Source organism: Streptomyces sp. NPDC001406, assembly GCF_042895285.1.
GTDB lineage: Bacteria > Actinomycetota > Actinomycetes > Streptomycetales > Streptomycetaceae > Streptomyces.
Window position 1 is genome coordinate 52473 of the sequence record NZ_JBIAWG010000010.1, and the last position, 15132, is coordinate 67604.

Below are 15132 nucleotides of genomic sequence, written 5' to 3' on the forward strand. Positions count from 1 at the left end.
CCGGGCCTGCGCGCCTGCCCTACAGCGCCTCCAGCACCTCCTTGGCCGCCCGCTCGCCCGAGCGCACCGCTCCGTCCATGTACCCGTTCCAGTACGTGGAGGTCTCGGTCCCGGCCCAGTGGATGCCGCCCACCGGCTTGCGCAGCGCGGCGCCGTACTCGGTCAGCACCCCGGGCGGGGCGTAGGCGACCGGCCCGCCCCGCGAGAACCCCTCGTTGTCCCACCGCTGCAGGACGAAGGACGTCGGGGACTTGGCCTTGTCCCCGAAGTAGTTCGCGTAGTCCTTCAGCACGGCCGCCCTGACGTCGTCCACGCTCGCCGCGTCGTACGCCCGCATCTCGTCGGCCTCGATGAAGCCCATCAGTGCGCCGTAAGAAGCGTCGGGCGGTGAGTTGTCGAACGTCGACCGCACGACCCCGGAGTCGCTCACCGCCTGCCCGTTCAGCCCGTCGGCACGCCAGAACGGGGTGTCGTAGACGGCGATCGCCTTCCCGATGGACCCCATCGGCATCCGCTGGCACAGCTGGTCGCGCTCGGCGGGCAGCAGCGGGTCGTACGAGATGCGCGCGGCCAGCGGCGGCGGCACCGCGACGACCACCCGGCTCGCCGTGACGGTGATCCCGTCCGCGGTGACCAGGTACGAGCCGCCCGACCGCGCGATGGAGCGCACCGGCGCGCCCAGCACCACCCGGTCCCCGAGCGTCGCCGCCAGCTTGAGCGGCACCTGCTGGGAGCCGCCCACGAAGCGGGAGTCCTGGGCGCCGTTCGCGGTGTCGGTCAGCCGCTCCAGGGTGCCGGCGGTGGAGGCGTTGCCGGCGGCGGCGATGTAGTACAGCACGTACAGCAGGGAGAGCTCGCGCGGCTGCGCCGAGAACACCGACGTACAGGCCACGTCGAGCAGGAACTTGGCCGAGGGGATGACGGCGTGGGCGTTCAGCCAGCTCTCGAAGGTCTGTTTGTCCCACTCGGCGGCCTTGGCCGCGGTCCACGGCGCGTCGACCGGTATCTGCTTGGCCATGCTGTCGAGTTCGGACTGCACGATCGCGGCGTTGGCGAGCCCGGCCGCGTCCACCGGCGGGACGGAACCGAGCAGCCCGCTGGTGTCGTACGGGGTTCGCTTGCCGTCCTTGTAGAGGAGGTTGTTCCCGGTGTTGTAGGTGGCGAAGGTCGCCACGCCGAGGGAGTCGGCGAGGGCCTTGATGCGGTCCTGGGTGGGGCCGATGAACTCGCCGCCGCCCTCGGTGAAGCCGCCGTTCGCCAGCTTCAGGTTCACCAGGCGCCCGCCGACCCGGTCGCGGGCCTCCAGGACGACCACGGACCGGCCGCCCGCCACCAGGTCACGGGCCGCGGTGAGCCCCGCGAGCCCGCCGCCGACGACGGCCACGTCGACGGTACGGGTGGTCGCCGCGGACGCCGTACCGGCGGCGGTGGCGGTCAGACCGACGGCCCCGGCGGCCGCACCGCCGAGCAGGGAGCGCCGGGAGAGCTGTCTTTCGCGTGCCACGTGCATCCTCCGTCATGAGCGAGAGGGAGTGGAGCTGGAAAGTTGAGCAGTGCTCACATTCTGGCCCCGTGCGGCGGCGGCGTACAGCTCTCCCGTCACATCTGACTCTCAAGTAACGAGGCGCGTACGTAAGTAAGTTGATACGTCCTGCATCAGCCCGGGATCCGGGACAGCTGCCCCGCGGCGGTCCTGGCAACGGCCTTCGCGATTCTTTCGGCGTCGATCGCCATCTCACGGAACATGCCGCTGATGGGGTTGGTGAAGCCGGTGAAGTAGAGACCAGGGGCGTTCTTCGGGGTGGCGCCGCCGTGGACGACCGGCCGTCCCCGCCCGTCGAGCACGTCGAGGTGACCGACGAGCCCCTCCAGGCCACGTGCGTACCCGGTGGCCGCGACGACCGCGTCCGGGGAGACCCGGCTGCCGTCGGCCAGGACGACCTTGCCGTCCTCGAACGCCTCGACGGCGGCCACGACCTCGACCCGGCCGTTGCGCACGGCGTCGATGAGGCCGACGTCCAGGACCGGGACCGCCCCCTCCTTCGCCCGGGAGTACAGCCCCGTGTCCGGTCGCGGCAGCCCCTGCGCCGACAGATCCGGCACACTGAGCCGGGCCAACGGCCTGGCCAGCCGGTCGACGAGCCCCACGGGCAGGCGCCGGATCAGCACGGACGAGTACTGGGCGGCCCACCCGGCGGTCGACCGGCGCACGATGTGCGGAGCGGTACGGATGCTCAGCCGCACCCGCGACGCGCCCCCCTCGACCAGGTCCACGGCGATCTCGGCACCCGTGTTGCCCACCCCGACGACCAGCACGTCCCGCCCGGCGTAGGGCTTGGCGTTGCGGTACTCGCCGGCATGCAGGAACTCCCCGGCGTACGCGTCCCGCCCCGGCCAGTCGGGCACGCGCGGAGAGTGATTGAAGCCGGTGGCGACGACCACCGCACCCCCGGTCAGCTCACGCCCGCCGGAGGCGTGCAGCAGCCAGCCCGTGCCGTCGGCCGAGCGCTCCACGCGCGAGACCTCGACACCGGTGACTATCTCCAGCTCATGGTGCTCGGCGTACTTCTCCAGGTACCGCACCACGTCGTCCCGCGACACCCAGCGCCCGAACCGCCGCGGCATCGGCAGCCCAGGCAGGCCCGACAGCCGCCGGGTGGTGTGCAGATGGAGCCGGTCGTAGTGGCGCCGCCACGAGGCACCCACCCGGTCGGACTTCTCCAGGACGACGGCCCGTATGCCCCGGGCCCGCAGCGAGTGAGCGACCGCCAGGCCACCGGGGCCGCCGCCTATGACGTAGACGGGGCGGTCGGCGGGGTGTGCGGTGGGCTGGGCGAGGGATCTCGCGGGCTTGCTGGAGTCGCTGGAGTCGCTGGAGTCGGTCATGAGCGCGAGCGTAACCACATCCCACGTTGATGGGTCTCGGTCAAGACCGGAATTGGTTGCGGATAGATCACGCCTGTAGGAGGAGTGGGGGGAACCGGTGACGTAGGCGAGCTGGTTGTGGGCGGGGGCGGTGCGGTTGTGGGTGCGCGGCCAATTTCCAACGGGGTCTCGGCTTTCCTTCCGATCTGACGTACCGTCAGATTCATGGATGCGATCTGGCTCAGTGGCGCGCAGTGGCTGGCGGTGCTGCGTATCGGACTCGGCCTGTGGTGGCTGGAGAGCTGGCGGCACAAGGACAAGAAGACCTGGTTCACGGGGAGCGGGATCGCCTGGGCGGCGGACATGGCCGACAAGCACCGCTGGAACGCGGTGCGCTCCGGCTTCGAGGCCGTGGTCAAGCCGCGCCCGAAGGCGATGGCGTACGTCGTCGCGTACGCGGAGCTGGCCCTGGGACTGGGCCTGATCACGGGCTTCCTGACCCCGGTGGCCCTGGTCGGCGGCCTGCTCCTGAACCTCCTCTACTTCGTCCTCATGATCCACGACTGGGCGGAGCAGGGGCAGAACTCGATGATGGCGCTCATCTCGGTGGTGGGGTTGTTCGGGATGGCGTGGCAGACGTGGTCGGTGGATGCGGCGCTGGGGTGGTTCTGATGAGGGAGGCGGGGTGCTTCTGATGGGGGAGGTGGGATGGCTCTGATGGGATCGGCGAGATTCGACGTGCCGGAGGTGGACGCCTTCACCAGGACGTACTGGGAGGCGGCGAAGGAGGGCCGGCTGCTGATACGCCGCTGCCGGGCCCCGGGCTGCGGACGCGCCCACCACTACCCCCGCGAGTTCTGCCCGTTCTGCTGGAGCGAGGACGTGACCTGGGAGGAGGGAAGCGGCCGGGCGACCCTGTACACCTGGTCGGTGGTCCACCGCAACGACCTCCCGCCGTTCGGGGACCGAACACCGTACGTCGCCGCCGTGGTCGACCTGGCGGAGGGGCCACGGATGATGACCGAGGTGGTGGGGTGCGAGGCGGAGGAACTGCGGGCGGGGGCCGAACTGGCCGTCGAGTTCCGGGAGGGGATCGCGGTGTTCCGGCCCGCGGGTGAGTGAGGCTCCGGCCTGTGCGGGCGAGTGGGGTTCCGGCCCGCGGGTGACTGAGATGGGCCGGGGGATTCAGTGCCGAGGGGATTCAATGGGCCCATGGCTACCGCAAATGAACGCATCCCCGATCGGCAGCGTCCCGAGCTCGATGGCCAGGGTCTGCGTCTTCGCCGATGGGACGCGACCGCGGACCTCGACGCGGCGACCTGGCTGCGCGGCAGGTCCGATCCCGAATTCCAGCGCTGGAACACACCCCTGCTGGCGGTGACCGACCTCGACGGAGCACGTGCCTCCCTGCACAAGCAGGCGGAGAACGAGGCGAACGGCCACTGCGCGCACTTCTGCGTCACGGACGCGGACAGCGGTACGGCGCTGGGGCACATCGGCCTCAACATGATCGACCGCGTCATGCGTACCGCCCGTGTCGGCTACTGGGTCCTCCCCGAGGCGCGCGGCCGACGCGTGGCCACGCGGGCTCTGACCCTCGCCTCACGCTGGGCATTCACGGAACTGGGGCTGTACCGGCTGGAGTTGGGGCACGCCGTAGGGCATGACGCGTCGTGCCGGATCGCGCGGAAGTGCGGGTTCCTGTACGAGGGGACACTGCGCGGGGCGATGTTCGAGGCGGGGCGGCTCGACGCGTTCCGGGATGTGCATCTGCACGCACGGATAGCCACGGATCCCGAGGCACACGAGGGCTAGAGGTTAATTGCGGGCGCGGCGCACGTCGTGCCGGGATCATGAGGTATGGCCCCTGCATACGACTGGCAGCTCACCGAAGACCTGGACTCCTTCCTCTCCCGAGCGGGCGGCTTCCTGCGCTCCCGGCCGGCTCTGCACACGGTGCAGCTGACGGTGACGGATGTGCTCCGGACGCGTGGACTGCATGTCTACGGCGAGGGGTCACCTCTGTTCGGCATGCTGACGGAGGCGGACGGCACGGTCCGGGCGACCCTGCTGCACACGCCTCCGCACCAGCTGAGCTTCACCGCCCTCACGGCCGAGGAGGCCGACGCCCTCGCGGCCAGGCTGCTCGACGCCGGCCACCCCGTCCCCGCGGTCTCCGCCGAGCGGGAGTCGGTAGAGGCGTTCGTGGCAGCCTGGCGGCGGCGGTCGGGCGCGTCCGGCGAACTGCGCATGCGCCAACGGCTCTACAGGCTGGGGGAGCTGGCGGTACCGGAGCCGGTGCCGGAGGGACGGGCGAGGTCCGTCGGCCCCGCCGACCGGGACCTGCTGCGGCGCTGGGTCGTGGAGTTCTCCGAGGCGGTCGGAGAACCCGGCTTCATCGCCCCCGACGAGTGGGCCGACGCGCGCATCGCCTACGGCGGCACCACCCTCTGGGAAACCCCCGACGGCACGCCCGTCTCCCTGGCCGGGGTCACCCGCCAGGTCGCGGGGCAGATCAGAATCGGCCCCGTCTACACCCCCGCACACCTCCGCGGACGCGGATACGCGGGCGCGGCGACAGCCGAGGCGAGCCGAGCCGCGCGGGCGGCCGGGGCGAAGGAGGTACTCCTCTTCACCGACCTGGCAAACCCAACGAGCAACGCACTGTACCGGCGGATCGGATACCGGGAGGTTGCCGATTTCGCGGCGTACAGGTTTGGGGGTGTGGGGGGGGAACCGGGGCGGGGATTGAGCGGGCGTGGGGGCCCGAGCGGGCGTGGGATGGGGTGAGGTGAGGTGGGTGCAGTGCCCCGGTGCTGACGAGTGGCCGTGGGGCCGCCCGCTTCTTGTCAGTGTCGTGCTTCCACGCCCCGAGTAAAGGGCGCTCCGCTCCACTGCGTTCCGCTCCGCGTCGGCTGCGCCGATGCCCCTGCGGGGCACCCTTGACTAGGGGCGTTCCAGCACGGGTTGGAAGCGAGCGGGCGGCCCGGGGAAAGTGGCCGGCTTGGGTGCGTCGGGCCCTTGGGTAGGCTGCGTTCTGGGCCGGGGTGGTGGGGGCGCGGTCGCGCCTCGCCAGCACGCCGGGTTGGTTTAGCGGCTTGCGGGTGGTGGGTGGCGGGGCGCGCATCGGCGGGGTGGTGGCACGCCGGGCGGGGTTGGCGGCTTGCGGCCGGTGGGGGCGGGGGGCGCATCAGCCGGGTGGTGGCACACTGGCTCGGCTCAGCGGCTTGCGGCCGGAGGGGGGCGGGGCCGCATCGGCGGGGAGATGGCACGCCGGGTCGGCTCAGCGTCTTGCGGCTGGTGGGGGGCGCTGTCACACCCCGCCAGCATGCCCGGCCAGCTTGCCGACTTGCGCCCGGTGGGAGTGGGAGCGAATCAGCCGAGTGGCGGCGAGCCGAGTGCGGTTGCGGCTTGAGGCCGGAGGCGCGTGGCCAGACGGACCGATGGTTGGCTGGGTGAGTGGGCGGGCGGGTGGGTGACTTCGCGGTGGGCCCTTGCTCCAGCGCCGCGCCGCCACACCTGCGCGCCTCCGCGCCTCAGCGCCTCCGCGCTGTCGCACCTCCGCGCCGCTCGCCGGTGGGACGGTGCCTCGCCGTGTCTCGTTGGTCGCTTCCGTCACACCAGTTGTGTTGGCGGGCGTTGTCGGAAGGAATGGGACAGCGAGGGGGGCGGAATCAGCAGGTTGTCGGCGCTTGGCTGGCCCGAAGGTTCCAATTGCTGTCCCGGGGCCTGCTTTAGAGGGTCTCCCGGCGCGTTCCCTGGGTTAGTTCGTCGGTGATCGCCTTGCGGATGGCGTTGTGCTGGGGGCCCAGCGCGTGCCGTTCGTCGCCCCAGCTCTCACTTGGGTACAGCCAGACCGGGCGGCCCACGAGGTCGGGCGGCTCCCAGTCGTATCGCGGCCACACGTGGACGTGCAGGTACGGGTCGGTGTTTCCCAGGATCTCCAGGTTGACCCGGCGGAAGGCCGGGTCCAGGCGCTTGCAGGCGCGCTCGACGGCCTCGCCCAGCTTGTCCATGTCGGAGAGGAACGCCAGTCGCCTGCTCTGCGGAAGTTCCGACAGCCGCTGCACCGACGGGTCGTCCACCAGGAACAGCGAGTACCCCGGCAGAAACTGAACGTCCCCGATCACCGCGAACCCCGACTCCAGTTGCGCAAGCACCGAAGGGTTCTCACCCCGCAGCGCGCTCCCAATCCGGTCCTTGCGCCAGTCAACGGTCACGATCAACCACCCCACCCCGTGCTCTCACACCGGCCATCACGTTATCGGTCAGTCGGTTGGTTCGTTGGCCGGTCGCTCACGAGGCCATCGGCCATCAGGCGGCTTGCCTATCGGCCACCCCCGAGTGCCCTCCACCCGCAAGCCGCAAGCCGCAAGCCGCAAGCCGCAAGCCGCAAGCCCCACCCGGCGTGCCGCCACCCAGCCCCTGCGCTCCACCGTCCACCGGCCGCTCGCCGCTGGGCCTTCCCGGCGTGCCGCCACCCCGCCGATGCGTGCCCACCGCCCACCGCCCACCGGCCGCAAGTCGCTAAGCCAGCCCGGCGTGCCACCACCCGGCTGACGCGCCCCCCGCTCCCCACCGGCCGCAAGCCGCTAAGCCCGCCCGGCGTGCTGGCGAGGCGCGACCGCGCCCCCACCACCCCGGACGCGAACGCAGCCCACCCGAGGGCTGGCGCGCCCGAGCCGGCCACTTTCCCCGGGCCGCCCGCTCGCTTCTCACCCGTGCTGGAACGCCCCTAGTCAAGGGTGCCCCGCAGGGGCATCGGCGCAGCCGACGCGGAGCGGAACGCAGTGGAGCGGAGCGCCCTTTACTCGGGGCGTGGAAGCACGACACTGACAAGAAGCGGGCGGCCCCACGGCGACCCCCGTGGCTCACGGCCACAGCAGTTCCCTGGTCCAGCCGTCCGTCCCGTGGCGGTACAGCAGGCGTACGTGTCTTCGGTCCGGGTCGCCCTGGAAGAACTCGACCTCCTTCGGGTGGAGCCGGTAGAGCGTCCACGTCGGGGACGGGGCCGTCGGGTTGTTGCGTGCCCGGTCCCACGCCGCCTCCGATGCCTCCCTCAGCTCCTCCACCGACCCCAGGACTTCGCTCTGGCGCCCCGTCAGGGCCGCTGCCAGCGCCCCCGTCGAACGGGCGTGCAGGTCCGCCTGGCTCTCCTCCGACGGCGCCGACGTGACCGGGCCCCGGACCCGGACCTGGCGGCCCAGCACCGGCCAGTAGAAGGCCAGGGCCGCATACGGGTGGCCCCTCAGCTGGCCGCCCTTACGGCTCGTCGCGTGCGTCGCGAAGGCCCAGCCGTCCTCATCGGCGCCGTGCAGCATCACGATCCGTACGTCCGGGTGGCCGTCCTCGTCCGTCGTCGCCAGCGACATGGTGTGCGGCTCGTACTGGCCCGCCGCCACCGCCTCCGCGAACCATCTCGTGAAGAGCGGGACGGGTGTCGGGGGCGCTGTGTCCGGGTCGAAAGGGGGTAGCTCCGTGACACCGGGCGCCCATACCCGCAGTGACCTCAGGAGTTCGTGGAGATCCGTTGCTGCCATGGGGTGAGTATTACTCCGGTGCCGCGCACGGCAGGACGAACTGCGCCGTCAGCACCCCGCGCAGCAGCTCCGCGTCCACGAACTCGCCCACCTCGGGCGGCCCGGCCCGCCAGCTCAACGGATACGTGTTGCCCTCCGGCGCCGGCACCCCGATGTACTCGTCCCGGGTCGACCTCGTGAACCTCCGTACTCCCGGCGGCCAGTCGTGCTCCCCGCTCTCCCCGGGCGCCAGGAGGAAGTACGTCCAGCGACAGCCGCTCAGCTCGCGGACCACCGGACCCGGGTGGCCGTCCGTCAGCGTCGACAAGTGGTGCAGTACCGCCTCTCCGCGGATCCCGCAGACACGGATCGCGTCGAAATGGATGCCTGCAAGGCGGAGTTGGAGGCCGGTTCGAGGGACCCAGTTCGGGTGCAGTTTGCCCGTCATGACTATGAGGGTCCCGGTGATTGCGTAGCGTCACCAGGCGGACGCGGTCCACATTGCGGTTTGCGGGGAGGAAGGTGGTCGTCGTGGGGGCCAACGCTGAGGTTTCCCTGGCTCGGCGCGTGGTGGGGGATCTGCTGCGCATCCACCGGGTGCGGCTCGGCCTCACACAGAAGGAGGCGGCCGAGCGGCTGCATGTCTCCGAGTCGTGCCTCGGGTCGTACGAGAGGGCCGAGCGCATTCCGCCCGCGGAGTTCTTGAAGCACGCGGACGAGGGGCTGGATGCGCGGGGTGCGCTTCTCGCGTGCGTCGAGATGATGGAGAGGGAGAAGTACCCGCCCAAGTTCCTGGGTTGGGTCCGGCTGGAGCGGGAGGCTCGGGTGATCAGTGCGTACGAGACGATGCTGATTCCCGGGCTGCTTCAGACCGAGGCCTATGCGCGGGCGCTGTACGAGTCACGCGTGCCCGCGTTCGGCGAGGAGGAGATCCAGCGGTACGTCCAGGCCCGACTGGAACGGCAGGCGTTGCTGAGGCGGGAGCGGGCGCCCCGTATCGGCCTGGTGGTCGAGGAGTCGGTGCTGGAGCGGCCGGTGGGCGGGGCGGAGGTGCTCAAGGCCCAGCTGGACCACCTGCTGGAGTGCGCGCGGTCGCTCAGCCATCTGATGCTCCAGGTGATGCCGACCCGGCGGCACACGCACGCCGGGCTGAACGGCCCCATGCAGTTGATGGTCACCGAGGAAGGCCAGAGCCTTGTCTACGTGGACGCGCAGGGCTCGGTTACCTTGATCTCCGAGCCATTGCAGGTGACGGATCTCTTCGACCTCTTCGGCATCCTGCGGGCCCAGGCGCTCAACCCTTGGGAGTCCGCGGATCTCATCGAGATGAAGGCGGCACAGCTGTGAACACGACCGGACTGATCTGGCGCAAGTCGAGCTACAGCAACAACGAGGGCGGAGCCTGCCTCGAAATAGCCACCACCCCCACCACCATCCACATCCGAGACTCCAAACACCTCCCCACCCCAGACGCCCCCACCCCCACCCTCACCGTCACCCCCACCACCTGGACCGCGTTCCTCAAGTGCACCTGATCCCCGACACCCCTTTCCCGGAACTCGGTTTCCCCTTCCAGGTCACCGAAAGTGCCGACGGTCACTGGCTTGCCGTCAGCTGCCATGCCAGCGGCTCGGGCGGTGGCCGCGTCGTCGTGTACCGGCTGAGTGACCTCGCCCTGTGGGAGCAGCTGGAGTTCGAGCACGGCGTGGAGTGCCTGGCCTTCCATCCGAGCCGGCCGGTCCTGGCCCTCGGGACGGAGGAAGGGGACGACGAGTACGAGCGCCAGGGGCAGCTGATCCTCTACGAGCCGGAGACCCGCGTCCGCGCGACCCTGGCCTTCGACGACGTCGGCGTCACCGCCCACCGTTGGACCGACGACGGGCGGAGCCTCGAACTCACGCTCTCCGTGCCGGACACGGAGGGCGAGCACGACGGGCTCGATCACTACCTCGCCTGTGTCGTCGACGCCGAGACCCTGACCCCCGGCCCGCGCTCACCCGTCGAGGTCGACTGGAACGCCCCCGAGCGACTTCCCCGTATCCCCGACGCACGCGCCCACCTCGCCGAGCTGGCCGCCGGCCGCAGCCGCGCCTGGGCCCCGCGCGACGGAGTCACGGTCCTGGAACCCCTGCGTGACGGACGCGTCCTCGCCGTCCTGCGCTCCCGCACCCTTCTGGAGTGCTGGTCCCGGGACGGGGAGCCGCTCTGGTCCGTGCCCGTGCCCGACGAGCACGGGCACGTCGGACGACAGGTGTACGTGGCTCCGGACCAGGAGACCGCCTGGGTCCCCTACTTCGTGGGGGACAGCGCCGACCGCCGTACGCGGCTGCTGCGTCTCTCCCTCACCGACGGGACCCTGATCGGCAATCGTGAACTGGACTTCCCCGTCGACATCGTCGACAGGACGGACGGCGCCTGGATCGCACGCGATTCCCGGGATCTGTTTCCCGGTCCGCAGTGGCCGCCGTACGACAGTGTGGTCTTCACGCCCTCGGGCAGACGGCTGGCCGAGGTCCCGCTGGGGGAGTGCGACAGCTCGTACGGCTTTCGTGTGCGCAGGTCGCCGTATCTCCTGCTGCTGCGGGGGCTCGGTGACAGCCCTCGCCGGGAGCTTCTCGACAAGTGGGTCTCGAAGGTCACGCCGGACGGTGTCGAGTCGCTCTTTCCGCTTGCCTGGGACGCCTCCGTCACCGGGTATCTGCGCAGTGGGCCCGCCGTGTACGTGGACGGCGACGCGGGGCTCCACGGTCCCGGGCTTCTGCACGCGTGCGGCGGCTCCACGGGGCCGTATGTGCTGCTGCGGGCCCTTCCCGGCGGTGAGGTGCTGTGGGCGCACCGGGCCGACGCGGAGGTCGTGGGGCTCGACGTGCACGAGGGGCTGGTGCATGCCGTGACCCGGGCACGCGAGCTGCTGACCCTGCGCATTGACGACGGCAAGCAGATCCGCCACACCCCGACCGCCGTCGGCGGCCACGTCTTCACGCCCCTGTGCCTGGCGGTGTCGGCGGGAAGCGGGCTCGTGATGATCGGCACCGCGGAGGGACGCATCCTCGTCCACGCTCCATGAGCCGGGCCGCTCCATGAGCCGGGCCGGTGGGCTCAGTCCCGGCCCAGCACCACCGTCCCCGACGAGCAGAACCAGCCGCCGGTACCTGAAGCCACCCCCAGCTGCGGCAACGCGCCGTCCGGCCGCCGCACTTGACGCTCCCCGGCCTCCCCCCGCAGCTGCCGTACCGCCTCCACCAGCAGGAACAAGCCCCGCATCCCAGGGTGCTGGGCCGACAACCCGCCCCCGTCCGTGTTCACCGGCAGCTCCCCTCCCCGCACCAGCAGCCTGCCCTTGTCCACGAACGCCCCGCCCTCCCCCTTTCCGCAGAAGCCCAGGTCCTCAAGGGTTACCAGGGTCATGTACGTGAAGGCGTCGTAGATCTCCGCGAAGTCGATCTCCCCGGGGCTCACCCCCGCCCGCTCGAAGGCGAGCCGGCCGCTCATCGCCGCCGGTGTCACCGTGAAGTCCGGCCACTCGGACATCGCGGCGTGGGAGACGTGCTCCCCGGTGCCGAGGACCCACACCGGCGGGGTCCGGCAGTCCCGTACGTATTCCTCCGCCGCCAGCAGTACCGCCGCGCCTCCGTCGGAGCGTATGCAGCAGTGCAGCTTGGTGAAGGGGTCGGCGATCAGCTCGCCGGCGAGGACGTCGTCGGTGGTGATCGGGTCGCGGTACATGGCGTCCGGGTTCAGGGCCGCGTTGGCCCTGGCCTGCACGGCCACCTCCGCGAGCTGCTCGATCGTCGTGCCGTACTCGATCATGTGGCGGCGGGCCGCCATCGCGTACTTCGCGATCAGCGTGTGGCCGTACGGGACCTCGAACTGGAGCGGTCCCCGGGCGCCGAAGGACAGGTTTCCCGTGCGTCTGCCCGCCCGGATGTCCGCGCGTGCCGTCGAGCCGTAGGCCAGCAGGACGGCGTTCGCATGGCCCGCCGCTATCGCGTCCGCCGCGTGCGCCGCCATGACCTCCCAGGTCGAGCCGCCCACGGAGGTGGAGTCGACCCAGGTGGGGCGCAGGCCCAGATACTCGGCCACCTCCACCGGTGCCAGGGTGCCCAGGCCCGCCGAGGCGAAGCCGTCCACATGGGCGCGGTCCAGGCCCGCGTCCGCGAGGGCCCGGCGGGCCGCCTGGGCGTGCAGGGCGTAGGGGGTGGCCCCGTCCACTCGGCCGCAGTCGGAGAGGGCTACGCCCACCACGGCCACGTTCCTGCTGCTGCCTGGTGACATGAATCTGACGGTACATCAGATTCGGTCCGGCGTGGCAGGTGTCGTCTCTCTGGGCATCCCGGCTTCCTCGCCCTAACATGACGGCCCGTCAGATCGGGCGGTCAGATCGGGCCGGAGGGAACAGACATGGACACGCGCCTCACCGCCGAACAGGACGAGATCCGCCGCACCCTGCGCGAACTGCTCCACAAACGCTGCGGCCCGGAGGAACTGCGCACCGCCCTCGACACCGACGCCGGACACGACCCCGTCCTGTGGACGGCCCTCGCCGACCAGCTCGGCCTGCCGGGGCTGGCCCTCCCCGAGGCATACGGCGGGGTCGGCTGCTCGGCCACCGAACTCGCCCTCGCCTGCGAGGAGACGGGTCGCGCGCTGGCCCCGACCCCGCTGCTCGCCACCTCCGTGCTCGCCGCGCCGCTGATCCTCGCCCTCGGGACCGACGTCCAGCGCGCCGACCTGCTGCCCCGGCTCGCCTCGGGCGCGCTCACCGCCGCCCTCGCCGTGCCCGGCAACTCCCTCGCCTCCGTCCTCACCCTGACCGGCGACAACGACGGGGAGTGGGCCGGCGGCGGCCGTGCGGGGGGTGTGCAGGCACGCCGGGCGGGGGACGGGTGGCGGCTGTACGGGGAGGTCACGCAGGTGCTCGACGGGCACAGTGCCGGGCTGCTGGTCGTGGCCGCCCACACCGGGGGGTTCGCCCGGTCGCGGACCCTGCTCTTCCTGGTGGACGGGCACGCGGCGGGGGTGGTGCGGACCCGGCAGACCGCCCTCGACGCCACCCGGCCGCGGGGGCGCGTACAACTGCGCGACGTCGACGCCCGGTTGCTCGGGTCGGCCGACGCCGACGTGCTCGGCGCCCTCTCCGCCCTCGGTGACACCGCCGCCGCGGTGCTCGCCGCCGAGGCCGTCGGGGCCGCCGGCCGGGCCCTGGAGCGGACCGTCGAGTACGTGAAGCAGCGGGAGCAGTTCGGGCGGCTGATCGGGTCCTTCCAGGCGGTGAAGCACCGGCTGGCCGATGTGCATGTGCAGGTGCAGGCTGCGCGCTCCGCCGCCTGCTACGCGGCTTGGGCCACGGCCGTCCGAGGTGGCGAGCGGGTGGGCGGGCTCGCTCTCGCGCAGGCACTGGAGGCGCTGCGGACGGCCGCCGGTGAGGGGATCCAGCTGCATGGCGGGATCGGGTTCACCTGGGAGCACGAGGCCCATCTCTATTTCAAGCGGGCCGCGGGGGACGAGCTGCTGTTCGGGCCGGTCCACCGGCTGCGCGCCCGCGCGGCCGACTCGGCGCGGCTCTTCGAGCGGGCGGAGGTGGCGGTCTGATGGCCGGTCTGGGTGTGCGCCTGGTGCAGAAGGTGTCCTCCACGCGGGGCTTCGCGAAGGTCGCCCCGCATGTCGTTCCCGCGCTCGACCGGGCCGTGCACCGGGTCACCCGGGGCAAGGTGCTGCTCAGCGCGCAGCTGCTGCCCGGTGTCGTGCTGACGTCCACCGGTGCCCGCAGCGGGCTGCCGCGCCGTACGCCGCTGGCCTGTATGCCCGAGGAGGGCGGGCGCGGCTGGATTCTCGTCGGGTCCAACTTCGGTCGGACCGACCATCCCGCCTGGACCCACAACCTGCTCGCGCATCCCGACGCCACGGTGAGCTGGAAGGGCGAGGACATCCCCGTCACGGCCCGGCTCCTCGGGGGAGAGGAGCGGGCGGCGGTCTGGAAGGCGCTGCTGGTGTTCTGGCCGCCCTATGCGACGTACCAGGCACGGGTGGCGCGGGAGATCCGGATCTTCAGGATCGTACGGAGGTAGCCCTCACAGCGTCGCCAGCCGCTCCACCAGCAGGAACGCGCCGATTCCGAGCATCGCCGCCCCCGAGGTGCGGGTCACTGCGCGGGCGGCCGTGGGGCGGGCGGAGAGCAGGGCGCGGGAGAGGGTGCCGACGGTCAGGTACACGGCGGCGCAGCAGGCCATGTGGAGGAGGCCCAGGGCGGCCGTCTGGACCGGCACGGGCAGGTGCGCGCCCCTGAGGGTGAGGAACTGGGGGAGGACGGAGAGGTAGAGCAGCAGGCCCTTGGGGTTGAGACCGCTGATCGTGGCGCCGCGCAGGAAGACGCGGGAGGTGCGGGTGTCGGGAGCGTCCGCCGTTGCCGCTTCGGGCGCCGCCGGCCTGCGCAGTACACCCCAGCCCAGCCGGACCAGGTACCCGGCGCCGGCCACCGTGAGCGCCGTGAGCAGCTGGGGCGAGCCCGCGACCAGGACGGCGAGGCCCGCCGCGGCCAGCGTTGTGTGCAGCGCGTACCCGGCGACCAGGCCGGACACCGCGCTCAGCACCGAGCGGCCGCGCAGGCCCGCCGCGATCACATAGGCCCAGTCGGCGCCCGGCACGCAGACCAGCAGCAGGTCCACGGCCAGGAAGGAAATCAACGCTCCCGCATCCATGCTAGGGACATTAGGCGTGAATGGCCCGAAAGTGTTGCCGAAATTTGCTC

At 71.6% G+C, this 15132-nt stretch carries 16 protein-coding genes; 9 read left to right on the forward strand and 7 right to left on the reverse strand.

Translation table 11 applies throughout. From position 1 onward, the window contains the following. Nucleotides 1-19 precede the first annotated feature (19 nt). Both ACFY1J_RS24345 and ACFY1J_RS24350 read right to left on the reverse strand, forming a co-directional pair. A complete protein-coding gene (locus ACFY1J_RS24345) occupies nucleotides 20-1504 on the reverse strand; it encodes a flavin monoamine oxidase family protein (RefSeq protein ID WP_390731891.1) in 1485 nt (494 codons plus the stop codon). A 152-nt stretch (nucleotides 1505-1656) separates the two neighbouring features. Further along, the gene (locus ACFY1J_RS24350; protein ID WP_390731892.1) at nucleotides 1657-2886 is read right to left on the reverse strand and encodes a flavin-containing monooxygenase; all 1230 of its coding nucleotides are present in this window, start codon (nucleotides 2884-2886) and stop codon (nucleotides 1657-1659) included. A 204-nt stretch (nucleotides 2887-3090) separates the two neighbouring features. Here ACFY1J_RS24350 and ACFY1J_RS24355 point away from each other — a divergent pair, with 204 nt between their 5' ends. From ACFY1J_RS24355 to ACFY1J_RS24370, 4 genes are all read left to right on the forward strand, one after another. Next, nucleotides 3091-3537 (forward strand): DoxX family membrane protein, encoded by a 447-nt coding sequence (locus ACFY1J_RS24355; protein WP_390731893.1) that lies wholly within the window; start codon nucleotides 3091-3093, stop codon nucleotides 3535-3537. Between the two features lie 45 nt (nucleotides 3538-3582). Continuing rightward, complete coding sequence (locus ACFY1J_RS24360; protein WP_390709996.1) at nucleotides 3583-3987, forward strand: Zn-ribbon domain-containing OB-fold protein; 405 nt, start codon at nucleotides 3583-3585, stop codon at nucleotides 3985-3987. Between the two features lie 90 nt (nucleotides 3988-4077). Then, nucleotides 4078-4680: a GNAT family N-acetyltransferase gene (locus ACFY1J_RS24365; RefSeq protein ID WP_390731894.1), complete on the forward strand. Its 603-nt coding sequence runs from the start codon at nucleotides 4078-4080 to the stop codon at nucleotides 4678-4680. A gap of 45 nt (nucleotides 4681-4725) precedes the next feature. Beyond that, nucleotides 4726-5655 carry a GNAT family N-acetyltransferase gene (locus tag ACFY1J_RS24370; protein ID WP_390731895.1) on the forward strand — a complete coding sequence of 310 codons (930 nt, stop codon included), beginning with the start codon at nucleotides 4726-4728 and terminating at the stop codon, nucleotides 5653-5655. A gap of 944 nt (nucleotides 5656-6599) precedes the next feature. Here ACFY1J_RS24370 and ACFY1J_RS24375 read toward each other — a convergent pair. From ACFY1J_RS24375 to ACFY1J_RS24385, 3 genes are all read right to left on the reverse strand, one after another. Next, nucleotides 6600-7085 carry an HIT family protein gene (locus tag ACFY1J_RS24375; RefSeq protein WP_390731896.1) on the reverse strand — a complete coding sequence of 162 codons (486 nt, stop codon included), beginning with the start codon at nucleotides 7083-7085 and terminating at the stop codon, nucleotides 6600-6602. A gap of 651 nt (nucleotides 7086-7736) precedes the next feature. Then, entirely contained in the window at nucleotides 7737-8405 is a 669-nt protein-coding gene (locus ACFY1J_RS24380; protein WP_390731897.1) for a pyridoxal 5'-phosphate synthase, read from the reverse strand. Nucleotides 8406-8415: 10 nt separating this feature from the next. Beyond that, a complete protein-coding gene (locus tag ACFY1J_RS24385; protein ID WP_390731898.1) occupies nucleotides 8416-8832 on the reverse strand; it encodes a hypothetical protein in 417 nt (138 codons plus the stop codon). An 83-nt stretch (nucleotides 8833-8915) separates the two neighbouring features. On the opposite strand from ACFY1J_RS24385, the gene ACFY1J_RS24390 reads away from it, so the two are divergent. From ACFY1J_RS24390 to ACFY1J_RS24400, 3 genes are read left to right on the forward strand one after another with little or no spacing between them, the layout of a single operon-like run. After that, nucleotides 8916-9731, forward strand: coding sequence for a helix-turn-helix domain-containing protein (locus tag ACFY1J_RS24390; RefSeq protein WP_390709745.1), 816 nt, complete (start codon nucleotides 8916-8918; stop codon nucleotides 9729-9731). Next, a complete protein-coding gene (locus tag ACFY1J_RS24395) occupies nucleotides 9728-9919 on the forward strand; it encodes a DUF397 domain-containing protein (RefSeq protein WP_390731899.1) in 192 nt (63 codons plus the stop codon). Before ACFY1J_RS24390 ends, ACFY1J_RS24395 begins: the two co-directional genes overlap by 4 nt. Further along, on the forward strand, nucleotides 9910-11451 hold the full coding sequence (locus tag ACFY1J_RS24400) for a hypothetical protein (protein WP_390731900.1): 1542 nt from the start codon (nucleotides 9910-9912) through the stop codon (nucleotides 11449-11451). Before ACFY1J_RS24395 ends, ACFY1J_RS24400 begins: the two co-directional genes overlap by 10 nt. Nucleotides 11452-11483: 32 nt before the next feature. On the opposite strand, the gene ACFY1J_RS24405 is transcribed toward ACFY1J_RS24400, so the two are convergent. Beyond that, nucleotides 11484-12659: an acetyl-CoA acetyltransferase gene (locus ACFY1J_RS24405; protein ID WP_390731901.1), complete on the reverse strand. Its 1176-nt coding sequence runs from the start codon at nucleotides 12657-12659 to the stop codon at nucleotides 11484-11486. A gap of 126 nt (nucleotides 12660-12785) precedes the next feature. Between ACFY1J_RS24405 and ACFY1J_RS24410 the strand changes: the two genes are divergently transcribed. Continuing rightward, nucleotides 12786-13976 carry an acyl-CoA dehydrogenase family protein gene (locus ACFY1J_RS24410; RefSeq protein WP_390731902.1) on the forward strand — a complete coding sequence of 397 codons (1191 nt, stop codon included), beginning with the start codon at nucleotides 12786-12788 and terminating at the stop codon, nucleotides 13974-13976. Beyond that, on the forward strand, nucleotides 13976-14452 hold the full coding sequence (locus ACFY1J_RS24415) for a nitroreductase family deazaflavin-dependent oxidoreductase (RefSeq protein ID WP_390709750.1): 477 nt from the start codon (nucleotides 13976-13978) through the stop codon (nucleotides 14450-14452). The genes ACFY1J_RS24410 and ACFY1J_RS24415 overlap by 1 nt, the downstream gene beginning before the upstream one ends. A 3-nt stretch (nucleotides 14453-14455) precedes the next feature. Here the strand turns inward: ACFY1J_RS24415 and ACFY1J_RS24420 are convergent, their stop codons facing one another. Beyond that, nucleotides 14456-15082 carry a LysE family translocator gene (locus tag ACFY1J_RS24420; RefSeq protein ID WP_390709751.1) on the reverse strand — a complete coding sequence of 209 codons (627 nt, stop codon included), beginning with the start codon at nucleotides 15080-15082 and terminating at the stop codon, nucleotides 14456-14458. Between the last annotated feature and the right edge of the window lie 50 nt (nucleotides 15083-15132).

Coding starts and splice junctions, on each gene's coding strand:
- ACFY1J_RS24415 (WP_390709750.1), top strand. CDS start 13,976: ATGGCCGGTCTGGGTGTGCGCCTGGTGCAGAAGGTGTCCTCCACGCGG.
- ACFY1J_RS24365 (WP_390731894.1), top strand. CDS start 4,078: ATGGCTACCGCAAATGAACGCATCCCCGATCGGCAGCGTCCCGAGCTC.
- ACFY1J_RS24385 (WP_390731898.1), bottom strand. CDS start 8,832: ATGACGGGCAAACTGCACCCGAACTGGGTCCCTCGAACCGGCCTCCAA.
- ACFY1J_RS24410 (WP_390731902.1), top strand. CDS start 12,786: ATGGACACGCGCCTCACCGCCGAACAGGACGAGATCCGCCGCACCCTG.
- ACFY1J_RS24360 (WP_390709996.1), top strand. CDS start 3,583: ATGGGATCGGCGAGATTCGACGTGCCGGAGGTGGACGCCTTCACCAGG.
- ACFY1J_RS24420 (WP_390709751.1), bottom strand. CDS start 15,082: ATGGATGCGGGAGCGTTGATTTCCTTCCTGGCCGTGGACCTGCTGCTG.
- ACFY1J_RS24350 (WP_390731892.1), bottom strand. CDS start 2,886: ATGACCGACTCCAGCGACTCCAGCGACTCCAGCAAGCCCGCGAGATCC.
- ACFY1J_RS24405 (WP_390731901.1), bottom strand. CDS start 12,659: ATGTCACCAGGCAGCAGCAGGAACGTGGCCGTGGTGGGCGTAGCCCTC.
- ACFY1J_RS24380 (WP_390731897.1), bottom strand. CDS start 8,405: ATGGCAGCAACGGATCTCCACGAACTCCTGAGGTCACTGCGGGTATGG.
- ACFY1J_RS24370 (WP_390731895.1), top strand. CDS start 4,726: ATGGCCCCTGCATACGACTGGCAGCTCACCGAAGACCTGGACTCCTTC.
- ACFY1J_RS24355 (WP_390731893.1), top strand. CDS start 3,091: ATGGATGCGATCTGGCTCAGTGGCGCGCAGTGGCTGGCGGTGCTGCGT.